At 67.6% G+C, this 13823-nt stretch carries 14 protein-coding genes; 4 read left to right on the top strand and 10 right to left on the bottom strand.

The features are described from left to right. Nucleotides 1-35 precede the first annotated feature (35 nt). On the top strand, nucleotides 36-587 hold the full coding sequence (locus GLO27_RS06335) for a type IV toxin-antitoxin system AbiEi family antitoxin (RefSeq protein ID WP_167254070.1): 552 nt from the start codon (nucleotides 36-38) through the stop codon (nucleotides 585-587). On the opposite strand, the gene GLO27_RS06330 is transcribed toward GLO27_RS06335, so the two are convergent. The 8 genes from GLO27_RS06330 to GLO27_RS06295 all read right to left on the bottom strand — a co-directional run bounded on the left by GLO27_RS06330 (nucleotide 574) and on the right by GLO27_RS06295 (nucleotide 9202). Then, nucleotides 574-2826, bottom strand: a complete 2253-nt coding sequence (locus GLO27_RS06330) for a bifunctional (p)ppGpp synthetase/guanosine-3',5'-bis(diphosphate) 3'-pyrophosphohydrolase (RefSeq protein ID WP_029259269.1) — start codon at nucleotides 2824-2826, stop codon at nucleotides 574-576. The two genes, GLO27_RS06335 and GLO27_RS06330, sit on opposite strands and share 14 nt — an antisense overlap. 66 nt (nucleotides 2827-2892) lie before the next feature. Then, on the bottom strand, nucleotides 2893-3882 hold the full coding sequence (secF, locus tag GLO27_RS06325; RefSeq protein ID WP_021200635.1) for a protein translocase subunit SecF: 990 nt from the start codon (nucleotides 3880-3882) through the stop codon (nucleotides 2893-2895). Further along, nucleotides 3882-5630 carry a protein translocase subunit SecD gene (gene secD / locus GLO27_RS06320; RefSeq protein ID WP_021200636.1) on the bottom strand — a complete coding sequence of 583 codons (1749 nt, stop codon included), beginning with the start codon at nucleotides 5628-5630 and terminating at the stop codon, nucleotides 3882-3884. Before secD ends, secF begins: the two co-directional genes overlap by 1 nt. Nucleotides 5631-5685: 55 nt before the next feature. Continuing rightward, the gene (locus tag GLO27_RS06315; protein ID WP_021200637.1) at nucleotides 5686-6084 is read right to left on the bottom strand and encodes a preprotein translocase subunit YajC; all 399 of its coding nucleotides are present in this window, start codon (nucleotides 6082-6084) and stop codon (nucleotides 5686-5688) included. Between the two features lie 78 nt (nucleotides 6085-6162). Then, the gene (gene ruvB, locus GLO27_RS06310; RefSeq protein WP_021200638.1) at nucleotides 6163-7188 is read right to left on the bottom strand and encodes a Holliday junction branch migration DNA helicase RuvB; all 1026 of its coding nucleotides are present in this window, start codon (nucleotides 7186-7188) and stop codon (nucleotides 6163-6165) included. Then, on the bottom strand, nucleotides 7181-7801 hold the full coding sequence (gene ruvA, locus GLO27_RS06305; RefSeq protein WP_029259270.1) for a Holliday junction branch migration protein RuvA: 621 nt from the start codon (nucleotides 7799-7801) through the stop codon (nucleotides 7181-7183). The genes ruvB and ruvA overlap by 8 nt, the downstream gene beginning before the upstream one ends. A 9-nt stretch (nucleotides 7802-7810) precedes the next feature. Continuing rightward, complete coding sequence (ruvC, locus tag GLO27_RS06300) at nucleotides 7811-8395, bottom strand: crossover junction endodeoxyribonuclease RuvC (RefSeq protein WP_167254068.1); 585 nt, start codon at nucleotides 8393-8395, stop codon at nucleotides 7811-7813. A gap of 45 nt (nucleotides 8396-8440) precedes the next feature. Then, nucleotides 8441-9202: a YebC/PmpR family DNA-binding transcriptional regulator gene (locus GLO27_RS06295; protein ID WP_021200641.1), complete on the bottom strand. Its 762-nt coding sequence runs from the start codon at nucleotides 9200-9202 to the stop codon at nucleotides 8441-8443. Between the two features lie 86 nt (nucleotides 9203-9288). Between GLO27_RS06295 and GLO27_RS06290 the strand changes: the two genes are divergently transcribed. Beyond that, nucleotides 9289-9999 carry a PHB depolymerase family esterase gene (locus GLO27_RS06290; RefSeq protein ID WP_029259271.1) on the top strand — a complete coding sequence of 237 codons (711 nt, stop codon included), beginning with the start codon at nucleotides 9289-9291 and terminating at the stop codon, nucleotides 9997-9999. Beyond that, nucleotides 9996-10919: an aminoglycoside phosphotransferase family protein gene (locus GLO27_RS06285; protein WP_021200643.1), complete on the top strand. Its 924-nt coding sequence runs from the start codon at nucleotides 9996-9998 to the stop codon at nucleotides 10917-10919. The genes GLO27_RS06290 and GLO27_RS06285 overlap by 4 nt, the downstream gene beginning before the upstream one ends. On the opposite strand, the gene pdxT is transcribed toward GLO27_RS06285, so the two are convergent. After that, nucleotides 10920-11540, bottom strand: coding sequence for a pyridoxal 5'-phosphate synthase glutaminase subunit PdxT (pdxT, locus tag GLO27_RS06280; RefSeq protein WP_021200644.1), 621 nt, complete (start codon nucleotides 11538-11540; stop codon nucleotides 10920-10922). Further along, on the bottom strand, nucleotides 11530-12423 hold the full coding sequence (pdxS, locus tag GLO27_RS06275; RefSeq protein WP_021200645.1) for a pyridoxal 5'-phosphate synthase lyase subunit PdxS: 894 nt from the start codon (nucleotides 12421-12423) through the stop codon (nucleotides 11530-11532). Before pdxS ends, pdxT begins: the two co-directional genes overlap by 11 nt. 90 nt (nucleotides 12424-12513) lie before the next feature. On the opposite strand from pdxS, the gene GLO27_RS06270 reads away from it, so the two are divergent. After that, on the top strand, nucleotides 12514-13821 hold the full coding sequence (locus GLO27_RS06270; RefSeq protein WP_167254066.1) for an aminotransferase class I/II-fold pyridoxal phosphate-dependent enzyme: 1308 nt from the start codon (nucleotides 12514-12516) through the stop codon (nucleotides 13819-13821). The last annotated feature ends 2 nt before the right edge of the window (nucleotides 13822-13823 follow it).

Genomic DNA, 13823 nt, shown 5'->3' with positions numbered 1-13823 from the left:
TGAAGAGACGGGGTGCACTACGTCAGACTGACGTGATGCACCCCGTCTTCCTGTATGTCCCCGGCGATCGGCTGAGCCTGTCCGAACTCAGCGCCGCGCGGATCGACGGCCATGTGGTCGAGGTCGGCGAGGTCTACGTCCCGGCTGACCTCATCGAAGGACCGGATGTCAGGGCAGGTGCAGTCGGGTCCCTCGTGCAACCGGGAACCGCAGCCGCGGGTCCGACTGCTGCCTGGATCCACGGCGCCGGTGACACCCCGCCCGTCGTGCACCATGTGCGACGCTGCGTCGAGAGACGGATCCGCGCGACCACCAGCGCACGCCTCGTGTTCCACGACACCGTGCTCCCGGCGTCTGACGTGCAGGTGCTCGGCGGAGTCCGAGTGGCGCGGCCGGAACGGACGATGCTCGATCTCGCAACGGCTCTCCATCGCGACCCCCGAATGCTGACCTGGATGGAACGACTCGCGCTGGTGTTCCCCGATGCCCCGGCGGCCGCAGCCGACGTACTGCGCGGCATGAGCCGCGTTCCGGGAAGCAGAGCGGGATCGGCGGTGCTCGAGAGACTCGCCCTCAGGAGGAGGTGACGCGGTAGACGTCGTACACGGCGTCGATCCTGCGTACGGCGTTGAGCACACGGTCGAGGTGCACGGCATCGCCCATCTCGAACACGAACCGACTCAGTGCCAGACGCTCGTCGGTCGTCGTGACCGTCGCCGACAGGATGTTGACGTGGTGCTCGCTCAGCACGCGGGTGACGTCGGAGAGCAGCCCGGAGCGGTCGAGCGCCTCGACCTGGATCTGCACCCGGAACACGCTCTTGGTGGTGGGCGCCCACGACACCTCGACGAAGCGGTCCTGCTCCGCACCGAGGGCCTTCACGTTCACGCAGTCCGCTCTGTGCACGGAGACACCACTGCCGCGGGTCACGAATCCGACGATCTGGTCCCCGGGGACCGGGGTACAGCACTTGGCGAGCTTCACGAGGATGTCGTTGGCTCCGCGCACGAGCACGCCCGAGTCACCGGATCGCGGCTCCCGGGTCTGGACGCTGCCGGGAAGGTCGATGGCACCGGTGGTCGGATCGTTCGCCGCGACGAGAGCGGTGACCTTCTCCAGCACCGACTGCGTGGACACGTGGCCTTCACCGACAGCGGCGTAGAGCGCCGAGACGTCTTCGTAGTGCATGCCCCGCGCCACCTCGGTGAACGAGTCATGGCTCATCAGGCGCTGCAACGGCAGGTTCTGTCGGCGCATCGCGCGCGCGATGGCCTCCTTGCCCTGCTCGATCGCCTCTTCGCGGCGCTCCTTCGTGAACCACCCGCGGATCTTGTTGCGGGCGCGGGTGCTCGCGACGAAGCCGAGCCAGTCCTGGCTGGGACCGGCATCGGGGTTCTTCGAGGTGAAGACCTCGACGACGTCACCGCTCTTGAGCTCGGACTCCAACGGCACCAGGCGTCCGTTGACCTTCGCGCCCATCGTGCGGTGCCCGATCTCGGTGTGCACGGCATACGCGAAGTCCACGGGAGTGGCGCCGGCGGGGAGTCCGATCACCCGCCCCTTCGGCGTGAAGACGTAGACCTCCTTCGCGCCGATCTCGAACCGGAGCGATTCGAGGAACTCGCCCGGATCGGCGGTCTCCGCCTGCCAGTCGGAGATGTGCGCGAGCCACGCCATGTCGGTGTCGGAGGCACGGACCTCGGTCTTGCCACCGCCGTTCATCCGCTCCTTGTACATCCAATGCGCCGCCACACCGTACTCGGCCTGCTGGTGCATCTCGTGGGTGCGGATCTGGATCTCGACGGTGCGGCCGGCGGGGCCGATGACGGTGGTGTGCAGCGACTGGTAGAGGTTGAACTTCGGCGTCGCGATGTAGTCCTTGAAGCGGCCGGGCAACGGGGTCCAGCGCGCGTGGATGGCGCCCAGCACCGCGTAGCAGTCGCGCACGGAGGCGACCAGGACGCGGATGCCGATCAGGTCGTAGATGTCGTCGAACTCACGCCCGCGGATGACCATCTTCTGGTACACCGAGTAGAGCTGCTTCGGACGCCCGACGACCTTGCCGCGGATGCGGAGGTCGCGCAGATCCTCGTCGATCTCCTCGACGACCTGGTTCAGGTACTTCTCGCGCTGCGGAGTGCGCTGCGCGATGAGACTGTGGATCTCGTTGTAGATCTTGGGATGCAGCACCGCGAAGGAGAGATCCTCGAGCTCCGACTTGATCGCCTGAATACCGAGACGATTCGCCAGCGGAGCATAGATCTCCAGAGTCTCCTTGGCCTTCTTCGCCGCCTTCTCGGGGGGGACGAAGCCCCAGGTCCGCGCGTTGTGGAGGCGGTCGGCGAGCTTGATCAGCAGCACCCGGATGTCCTTCGACATCGCCACGATCATCTTGCGCACGGTCTCGGCTTGGGCGCTCTCGCCGTACTTGACCTTGTCGAGCTTGGTGACGCCGTCGACGAGCATCGCCACCTCGTCGCCGAACTCGGCGGTGAGGTCCGTCAGGGCATATCCCGTGTCCTCGACGGTATCGTGCAGCAGTGCGGCCGCGATCGCCCGTGGGCCGAGTCCGAGCTCCGCGAGGATCTGCGCGACAGCGAGCGGATGCGTGATGTACGGCTCGCCGCTCTGCCGCTTCTGCCCCTCGTGCTTCTCCTTCGCGACGGCGTAGGCCCGTTCGATGACAGAGAAATCACCCTTCGGGTGATTCGCGCGGACGGTGCGGATCAGGTTGTCGAGATCGTTGATCCTCGACGCGCGGGAGAAGATGCGGGGAACCAGCCGTCGCAGACTCGAGCCCTGCGATGACGTCTGCGGTTCCGCCATCTACTCACCTCCTGATCGATCAATCCTACGCGTGCTGTGCGGGACCGGGCCCGCTGAGGAGCCCGATCAGACCTCGACGGCCGCCCTGCTGCGAGCCTCGCGGATGCGGGCGTCGCGGGCTTTCAGCTGCGGCTCGTTCTCGCGGAACAGCGAGTAGAGCGGAGCAGCCACGAAGAGCGTCGAGTAGGTCGCCACCAGGATGCCGACGAAGATCGACAGCGAGATGTCGGTGAGCGACTCCGCACCGAGCCAGAAGGCGCCGATGAAGAGCACAGCGCCGACCGGCAGCGCTGCGACCACAGAGGTGTTGATGGAACGCACGAGCGTCTGGTTGACCGCGAGGTTCACCGACTCCCCGAACAGCCGGGCGGACTTCTCCCCGTCTTCCGTGGTGTTCTCCCGGATCTTGTCGAACACGACCGTGGTGTCGTACAGCGAGTACGCCAGGATCGTCAGGAAGCCGATCACCGCCGCGGGCGAGATCTCGAAGCCGGCCAGCGCATAAACGCCCACCGTGATCACCAGCACGTCGAGAAGACCGATGATGGCGGCGGCCGACATCTTCCACGTGCGGAAGTAGATCGCGAGGATCAGGAACGTGAGGGCCAGGAAGATCGCGAGGCCCCACAGGGACTGCTTCGTGACGTTCTCACCCCACGCGGGTCCGATGAACGACGACGTGACGTCGGAAGGATCCACACCATAGGCCTCTGCCAGAGCTTCGCCGACCTGCTGGGTCTCGGCCGCACTCATCTGGTCGGTCTGGACGCGCACGTCCTTGCCGCTGACGACGACGACCTTGGTGGCGGCCCCCGGTACGACCGACTGCACGGCGGTGGTGGCGGTCTCCTGGTCGAGGCTGTCCGGTGCCTGCACCGTGAACTGCGATCCGCCGGTGAACTCGATCGAGAACTGGATCGGACGAATGAGCGGTACGAGTGCCGAACCGACGACGAGGGCGATCGCAATGATGAACCACAGCCGGCGCTTGCCGACGAACGGGAAAGACGTCTTGCCCGAATAGAGGTTGTTGCCGAACTCATTCATGGAAGGCATCAGGCGTCTCCCTCACTTCCGGCGTTGGTGGGTTTGTCGCCCGCGAGGGCCTCGGCACGTTTACGTTCGGCGATGGTCTGTCGACGATCCGCCTCACCGCGCGAGCGGGCGTTCTTCGCACCCCGACCTGCGGATGCAGTGGTGACCTCGCGGTACTGCGACCGGCTGCGGTACACGGCACCGAGCGCTTCGGGGTCGAGACCGGAGAGCTTGTGTCCGCCGCCGAAGAAACGCGTGCGAGCGAGCAGCTGCATGACCGGGTGCGTGAAGATCACGAAGATGAACACGTCGATGAGCGTCGTGAGTCCGAGCGTGAACGCGAAACCCTTCACCGTGGCGTCGGCAAGGATGTAGAGCACGAGCGCGGCCAGGATGTTGATCGACTTGGAGATGTAGATCGTCCGCTTCGCGCGGCCCCAGCCGTCCTCCACCGCGGCGGTGATGGACTTGCCGTCACGGAGCTCGTCTCGTATTCGCTCGAAGTACACGATGAACGAGTCGGCCGTGAAGCCGATGGAGACGATCAGACCGGCGACTCCCGCGAGCGAGAGCCGGAAGCCGATGCGCCACGCCAGGATGCAGATGATGATGTAGGTCAGGATCGCCATCACCGCGATCGACGCGATGATCACCGACCCGAGCGCTCGATAGACGATCAGGGAGTAGATCGCCACCAGCGCGAGACCGATGAGCCCGGCGATCAGACCGATCTGCAGCTGCTGGGTGCCCAGCGTCGCCGAGATCGTGTCCGAGCTCTGGACCGTGAAGCTGAGCGGAAGGGCACCGAACTTGAGCTGGTCGGCCAGGGTGGTCGCCGACTCCTGCGTGAAGCTGCCCGAGATGCTGGGGCGCCCGTCGAGGATCTGCCCGTTCATGCGCGGGGCGCTGATCACGTTGCCGTCGAGCACGAACGCGAACTGGTCACGCGGGGTGAGACCGTCGATGCGGTTCTGGTTCAGCCGCGTGCTCACCTTGCCGAACGCATCGGCACCATCGGCGTTCATCGTGAGCTGGACGAGCCATGCACCCGACTTCGGGTCGCGGCCGGCTGCGGCATCGGTGATCGCGGTGCCGTCGAGCTCGGCCGGTCCGAGGAGGTACTTCGCTGACCCATCGGCCGAGCACGCGATGAGCGGCTCGTCCTTCGGCGCCTTCGCGGCGTCGTTGTCCGGGTTCGCGCAGTCGTACGCCTGGAACTCCGCTGCCAGCTTGTCCGTCACCCAGGAGAGGTCGCTCGCGTCGGTCGGCTCGGCCGTCGGCGTCGAGTTGAGTCCCGGGTCCGGGCTGGGGTACGGCGTGGAGTTCCCGTCCTCGCCGACGAACTCGTTGGTCGCCGCCGTCGTGTACAGCACGGGCCGGAACTCGAGCTGCGCACTGGACTGGATCCGCTCCCGGGTCTGCGCGTCCGCCTCGCCAGGGATCTGGACGACGATGTTCTGGCCGCCCTCGGTGGTGATGTCCGCCTCGGCGACACCGGAAGCGTCGACGCGCTGACGGATGATCGCCGCCGCCTGGTCGAGCTGCTCGGAGGACGGCGCCGCGCCGTCCTCGGTCTCCGCGCTCAGAACGATCTGCGTGCCGCCCTGCAGGTCGAGGGCGAGCTCAGGCGACCACGAGCTCGCAGCCTCCCCGTTGCTGTCCTTGAAGACGTAGACGCCCAGCGCATTGATGCCGAAGAGCACGCCCGTCACGAGGAGCAGGCCGAGAAGGACCCGCCAGGCGTGACGGACGGGAGAGGATGAAGCCACGTGTGTTCAGCTTTCTGGAAGGACGGAGATCCGAGCGGCCGTGTCGGCCTCGGGCTTACTTGTCGTCGGCGTCGCGCTCGAGGCGGGCGCGGGTCTCCTCGGGGGTCTCGACGGCCGGAGCGATCGACTCGTCGGCGACCGACGGGTCGACGACCTCATCGGCCGGAGCGTCGACGATGGCGTCCTTGGGCTCGACGACGCGCAGGATGGCCTGGCTGTGGACGTCGATGATGGTGCCGGGAGCGATCTCGACGAGTGCCGGCGTGTCGAGGTCCTCGGGGTCGTAGGAGACGATCGTCCCGTAGATGCCTCCCTGAAGGAGCACCTTGGCGCCCGGAACGGTCTTGGTGGCCTTCTCCTCCTGCTCGGCCTTCATCTGCTTCGTGCGCTTGCGCGTGTTGAAGATCATGAAGACGAGGAGGACGGCGAGAAGGCCGAAGAGCAGGAATTCCATGGGCATGGGGGAAGCGCCTTTCTCAGGTGCACGCTCCAGCCTTTGGGCGCGCGAAGGTAACCGGGAAGTCTTCAGTGATTATAGGTCATCCAACTTAAGCATCCCGTCCGGATGCGGGACGCCCAGATGCGAGTACGCCTCGGGCATAGCCACGCGGCCCCGAGGAGTGCGCCCGAGGAAGCCGATCCGCACGAGATACGGCTCCACCACGCTCTCCACGGTCTCCGCCTCCTCGCCGACGGCCACCGCGAGCGTGCTGAGCCCGACCGGGCCGCCACGGAACCGCCGGACGAGCGCTTCCAGGACCGCGCGGTCCAGGCGGTCCAGACCGATCGGGTCGACGTCGTACAGCTCCAGAGCCGCGCGCACCTCGCGGATCGTGGCCACTCCCCCCGTGTGCACCAGGGCGTAGTCGCGCACGCGGCGGAGCAGGCGGTTCGCGATGCGTGGTGTGCCCCGCGAACGCCGGGCGATCTCGGAGAGCGAGTCGGTCGGCAGATCCACACCGAGGACCGCAGCCGACCGGGCGATCACCTGCTCCAGCTCCGACTCCTCGTAGAACTCGAGGTGCCCGGTGAATCCGAAGCGGTCGCGGAGCGGGTTGGGCAGCAGCCCGGAGCGCGTCGTCGCGCCGACCAGGGTGAACGGCGAGAGCTCGAGCGGGATACTCGTGGCCCCCGCGCCCTTTCCCACCATGATGTCGATGCGGTAATCCTCCATCGCGAGGTAGAGCATCTCTTCTGCGGAGCGCGCCATGCGGTGGATCTCATCGATGAAGAGGACCTCGCCGGGGACCAGGCTCGACAGCAGGGCGGCGAGGTCACCGGCATGCTGGATCGCCGGGCCGCTCGAGAGACGCAGCGGACGCTCGCTCTCGTGCGCCACGATCATCGCGAGCGTCGTCTTGCCGAGTCCCGGGGGGCCCGCCAGGAGGATGTGATCAGCGGGACGGCTCTGGATGCGGGCCGCTTCCAGGAGCAGCTGCAGCTGACCGCGGACCTTCTGCTGTCCGACGAACTCCCCCAGGCTCGTCGGGCGCAGGGCGCCCTCGATCGCGAGTTCGGTCTCGTCGGACGGCTCACTGGCGTCGAACGGATCAGACACGCGCCTGGCCTCCCTGAGCCGGCCCGAGAAGGGCGAGAGTGCGTCGGAGCAGCGCGGCGACCGATGCACTCTCCGCCTCGGTAGCCTCTGCCGCGGTCTGGGCTGCGGCTTCCGCGGCCACCTTCTCCGACCAGCCGAGGCCGACGAGCGCTGCGGCCACCTGCGTCACGACGTCCGTGCCTCCCGTGGCGGCCGGCCTCGACGGCGCGGCGAAGGCCTGCACCTTGCCGGCGAGCTGCAGCACGATGAGCTTGGCGGTCTTGGGACCGATCCCGGACACCCGCCGGAACGGGGCGTCGTCTTCGGCCGTGACGGCTTCGGCGATCTGATCACCCGTGAGGTGCGAGAGCACACCGAGCGCCGACTTCGGACCGACACCGGTCACACCGATCAGCAGACCGAAGATCTCCAGCTCACCCCGGTCGGCGAAGCCGAACAGCGACAGCGAGTCCTCGCGGACGATGAGACTGGTGTGCAGCAGGAGCTTCTCCCCCACCACGGCCGTGTGCGCCACATCAGTGGGGACGGCGACGGCGAATCCGACTCCGCCCACGTCGATGACGACCTGATCGGATGTCGCGTGCAGGACGACACCGTGCAGAGAGGAGATCATTCTCTCAGCCTACGGCGTCGCTCGTAGGTATGTTCGACCGACACGCTTCTCGGCATCGGCCCAGGCCTGTTGCGCCGGAGTCAGCGCTCCCTGGCCGGGGGATGCAACGCCTCCGCGTCGCCAGGCGTGGCACAGGGCGATCGCCAGGGCGTCGGCCGCGTCGGCCGGCTGCGGGAGCGCGTCCAGCCGCAGGATGCGGGCGATCATCGTCTGCACCTGCCGCTTGTCCGCCGCGCCGTATCCGGTGACGGCCGCCTTCACCTCGCTGGGGGTGTGCGTCGCCGCGGGGAGCCCGGACTCGGAGGCGATCAGCAGCGCGACGCCGCTGGCCTGCGCCGTGCCCATCACCGAGTGCGTGTTCTGCTGAGCGAACACACGCTCGACGGCCACCGCATCCGGGCGATGCTCGGCGATCACGGCACGGATCCCGGCGGCGACGATCGCGAGGCGATCGCCGGGCTCGGCATCCGGGGACGAGCGGATCACCCCCACGTGCACCAGCGTTCCTCGACGCGAGGTGTCGACGTCGACGACGCCGACACCGCACCGGGTGAGCCCGGGGTCGATGCCGAGCACGCGCAGAGAGGAGGTCACTTCCCCAGGCTAGGCCGCGGCACCGACATGGACCGTCCGGCGCGCCTACGCCTCGTCGTTCTCCAGCTCGGCCTGCACCTCGGGGGTGAGGTCGAAGTTCGTGAACACGTTCTGCACGTCTTCGCTGTCTTCCAGAGCGTCGATCAGACGGAAGATCTTGCGAGCAGTGTCGGCGTCGATCTCGACCTTGAGGTTCGGAACGAACTCGACGTCGGCGGATTCGTAGTCGATACCCGCCTCCTGGAGCGCGGTGCGCACGGCCACCAGGTCGGTGGCTTCGGTGATGACCTCGAAACCCTCGGCATGCGGCTCGATCTCCTCGGCGCCGGCCTCGAGTGCCGCCATCATGACGTCATCCTCGGTGGTGCCCTCGGAGCCGACGACGATGACGCCCTTGCGGCTGAAGTTGTAGGCGACGCTGCCCGGGTCCGCCAGCGTGCCGCCGTTGCGGCTGAGAGCCGTGCGCACCTCTGCGGCCGCGCGGTTCTTGTTGTCGGTCAGACACTCGATCATGAGAGCGACACCGTTGGGTCCGTAGCCTTCATACATGATCGAGAGGTACTCGACGGCCTCGCCGCCGATGCCCGCACCGCGCTTCACCGCGCGGTCGATGTTGTCCTTGGGGACGGAGGTCTTCTTGGCCTTCTGCACCGCGTCGAAGAGCGTCGGGTTGCCCGCAAGGTCGGGCCCGCCGAGCTTCGCGGCGACCTCGATGTTCTTGATGAGCTTGGCCCAGGACTTCGCGCGCCTGGAGTCGATGATGGCCTTCTTGTGCTTCGTGGTCGCCCACTTGGAATGCCCGGACATAAGTCTCCGCTCGTCGTATCCGCGTGAGCTCGCACTCAGCGCGTCGTCCAGTCTAACGAACCGCGCAAGTGGAGCAGGATGGATGCATGCGCCGATCGCGACACATCACCCCTGCATCCCATTCGTCGGACGTGCATGACGGCGAGCCGTCACCGGCCGACTCCTTGCGGTATCTGGTGCATCTGCCGAACGACTACGAAACGGATCCGGACAGGCTCTGGCCCCTCGTGCTGTTCCTGCACGGTGCGGGCGAACGAGGATCCGACGTCGATCTCGCCGCGGTGCACGGGCCGCCGAGGCTGGCAGATGCCGGCCACGAGTTCCCCTTCATCCTCGTCACACCGCAGTGCCCCGAATCGAGTCAGTGGGTCGCCGAGCTCACGACGTTGTCCGTGCTGCTCGACGAGGTCGCCGCGGCGCACCGCATCGATCCCGCCCGCGTAGCCGTGACCGGACTCAGCATGGGCGGGTTCGGGACCTGGAGCCTCGCCGTGCGCTACCCCGATCGGTTCGCGGCGATCGCCCCGATCTGCGGAGGACTGTGGATGCAGAGCGCTGCCCCTATCCGCGCCCTGCCCACGTGGGCGTTCCACGGCGACGCCGACGACGTCGTGCCGATCTCCGCGACGGAGCAGATCGTGGCGGAGCTCAGATCGCTCGACGCCGACGTGCGGTTCACGCGCTATGCGGGCGTCGGTCACGATTCCTGGACCGAGACGTACGCGAACCCCGAGCTCTACAGCTGGCTGCTCTCCCACCGGCAGAACGATCACGACACGGAGCGAGCGGCACCATGAAACCGGGAGCGGACCGCCTCCGACCAGCCTGGAGTGCCCTCCCCGCTTCGCTGCGCACGCAGATCGTCGGCGTGATCGGTGGCGACTTCGTGGGGGACGAACCCGCTCATGGCGGCTTCAGCGCGTCCTATGCGGGCGTCGTGACGACCACCGCCGGTCACGCTTTCGTCAAGGCCTGCGGCGCAGACTGGCACGCGGACTCTCTGCACTTCCTTCGCGAGGAGATGCGCACGCTCGCACATCTGCCGCCATCTGTCGCCCCGCGTCTCCGTGGCGCCATCGACGACGCCGTCGGTACCGCGCTCGTGATCGAGGCCATCGACGGACGCCATCCCGGCCGACCCTGGACGACCGAGGACCTGCATTCCGTGGCACGATCCCTTCGCACCCTGTCGACCACCCCCGCGCCATCGGCGATGCCCCGCGCGGAGGACGGCATGATCCCGGGTTTCACACGATGGCGCGAGATCGCAGCGGATCCACCGCTCCTGGAGGCTCTCCCCCACGGCCTGTCCAGCCGCGTGCGCGCGCTCCTCTCGATGGAGGACTGCTTCCAGGACGCGCTGCACGGCGACGTCATCGTGCACGACGACGTGCGATCAGACAACATCCTGATCAGCGACGGGCGCGCCCATCTCCTGGACTGGCCACACGCGCGACGAGGTGCCGCGTGGATCGATCTCCCCTGTCTGCTGCCGAGCGTCGAGGCGTCCGGAGGGCCGTCCTGCGAAGAGGCCTGGGCCATCTTCGAAGAGCACGGCGCGCCACCTCAGGCTGCACTGCTCCCCGTCATCTCGGCGTTCGCTTCGTTCCTCTGGTATCAACAGGCGCAGCCCGAGATCTCTCAGCTTCCGGGCCTCCGAGAGTTTCAGCGTGCACAGGCGGATCCGGCTCTGCGCTGGCTCGCCACACTGATCTGATCACACCTGCGGCGGTGCCGTCACTCCTCGACGTGCTTCCACCCGTGCGAGGAAGCGCTGGTGAAAGCGCCTCTCCCCCGTGATCTCGGGGTGGAAGCTCAGCCCGAGCAGATTTCCCTGCTCCACCGCGACCACGCGGCCGTCGTCCAGCGCAGCCAGCACCTCTGCACCCGGGCCGACCGATTCGACCACGGGACCGCGGATGAATGCCGCGGAAACGGGTTCGCCCTCGAAGGCGGGAACATCGAGCACAGCCTCGAACGACTCGACCTGACGGCCGAAGGCGTTCCGGCGCACGACGACGTCGAGTCCGCCGAATGACTCCTGGCCGTCGATCGCGTCGACGACGTCATCGGCGAGCATGATCAGTCCCGCGCATGTTCCCAACACCGGCATCCCCGCCGCGATCGCGTCACGGATCGGTTGCTGCATGCCGAAGATGCGGGAGAGCTTGTCGATCACGCTCGACTCGCCGCCCGGGATCACGAGTCCGTCGACGGAGGAGAGCTCGTCGGGTCGACGGACCAGGACCGCATCGGCACCCAACTGCGCGAGCAGGGCGGCGTGCTCTCGCACGTCGCCCTGCAGCGCGAGGACGCCGACGCGGGTCTTACCAGCCACGCTCGGCGAGGCGGTGCGGGGCCGGGAGATCGCTGACGTTGATGCCGACCATGGCCTCGCCCAGTCCGCGCGAGACTTCGGCGATGACCTTGGCGTCGTCGAAGAAGGTCGTCGCCTTGACGATCGCCTTCGCGCGCTCAGCCGGGTTGCCCGACTTGAAGATGCCCGATCCGACGAACACGCCGTCGGCACCGAGCTGCATCATCATCGCGGCATCCGCCGGGGTCGCGACCCCGCCGGCGACGAACAGCACGACGGGGAGCTTGCCCGTCTCGGCGATCTCCGCCACGAGCTCGTACGGCGCCTGCAGCTCCTTCGCGGCGACGAAGAGCTCGTCCTTGGGCAGCGCCGTGAGCGCGGCGATCTCGCCGCGGATCTTGCGGATGTGCTTCATCGCCTCGGAGACGTCGCCGGTGCCGGCCTCGCCCTTGGAGCGGATCATCGCCGCCCCCTCGTTGATGCGACGCAATGCCTCGCCGAGGTTGGTCGCTCCGCACACGAACGGAACCGTGAAGCCGTACTTGTCGATGTGGTTCACGTAGTCGGCCGGCGAGAGCACCTCGGACTCGTCGATGTAGTCGACACCGAGCTCCTGCAGCACCTGCGCCTCGACGAAATGACCGATGCGCGCCTTCGCCATCACGGGGATGGAGACGGCATCGATGATGCTGTCGATCATGTCGGGGTCGCTCATGCGGGAGACCCCACCCTGCGCGCGGATGTCGGCCGGGACGCGCTCGAGGGCCATCACGGCGACCGCGCCGGCGTCTTCGGCGATCTTCGCCTGCTCTGCCGTGACGACGTCCATGATGACGCCGCCCTTGAGCATCTCGGCGAGGCCGCGCTTGACGCGCGCGGATCCGGTGGTTGTCTGCTCTGCCATGGGGAACTCCTGTCGGATGCACCGAAGTCGGTTTTGATCTAGATCAAACATAGCACTGTCCGATTCGACCTAGAATCGCTGAGGAGGACCATGAGCGACCAGATCACAGGCAGCACCGCATCGGACATCGCCGACAGCGTGCGTTCCCTGCGCGACCGCGGAATCCTCCAGGCCGGTGCAGTGCTCCCCCCGGTGCGGGAGCTGGCTGCCACCCTCGGCGTCAATCGGAATACTGCCGTCGCCGCCTATCGACAGCTCGCGCAGGCGGGCCTCGTGATCTCCCGTGGGCGCGCCGGAACCGTCGTCGCCGGGATCGAGGCCGTGGCCCAGGAGGGCTATGCCCCCGACACCGTGCTCCGCGACATCGGCACGGGGAACCCCGATCCGCGCCTCATCCCCGACCCGGCGCCGGCGCTCATGACCATCGCGTCCCGTCCCGTCCTCTACGGCGAGCCCGTGATCGACCGCGGTCTCGAAGAGTGGTCCCGGCACTGGATCTCGACCGACCTCGACGACGTCGACTTCCGCATCACCGTGACCAGCGGCGCCGTCGACGCTGTCGAGAGGCTGCTCGCCCAGGCGCTCATGCGTGACGACGCGGTGGCTCTGGAAGACCCGTGCTTCCTGGCGAGCATCCACACCGTGCGCCTGGGCGGATACCGGGCCGTCCCCGTGCCTGTCGATGCCGAGGGGATGACGGTCGACGGCCTGCGTTCCGCGCTGGAGGCCGGCGTCCGCGCCATCATCTGCACCCCACGCGCTCAGAATCCGACCGGCGCGAGCCTCACCGCCTCGCGTGCCGCCGACCTTCGTGCCGTGCTCGCCGACCACCCGTACGTGCTGATCATCGAGGACGACCATTTCTCGATGCTGTCGCAGCGCCCCTACGAGTCCCTCATCGGCCCCGACCACCGCCGTTTCGCCCTCGTGCGCTCCGTGTCGAAGTTCCTGGGACCGGACATGTGCCTCGCCATCGCCGCCACCGATCCGGAGACCGCGGAACGCCTCGCGATGCGGCTGAGCCCCGGCACCACCTGGGTGAGCCATCTCCTTCAGCGACTCGCCCTCACGCAGTTGACCGACGATGCGGTGATGGCCGAGGTCGCCGCCGCCGCCGCGCACTACGCGCAGCGCAACGCGGCGTTCGCCGCGCGACTGCGTGAGAGCGGCGTCGATGCGACGGTGTCCGACGGCATGAGCCTGTGGATCGAGTTCCCCCGGCCCGCGCGGACCGTCGCCGACCGGCTCATGCGCCGCGGTTGGCTCGCCCGCACCGGAGACGACTTCGCGCTCGATGAGAAGGCCGGGCCGTCGCATCACCTGCGCCTGACGGTGCACGACCTCTCGGACGACGAGGCCGAATCACTGGTCGCAGACCTCGTCGCCGCCGGGCGATGACC

This window comes from Microbacterium sp. Be9, assembly GCF_011754135.1.
GTDB classification, from domain to species: Bacteria; Actinomycetota; Actinomycetes; order Actinomycetales; family Microbacteriaceae; genus Microbacterium; species Microbacterium maritypicum_A.
The sequence above is the reverse complement of the archived record's forward strand: the minus strand, read 5'-3'. Positions and strand labels throughout refer to the sequence as shown.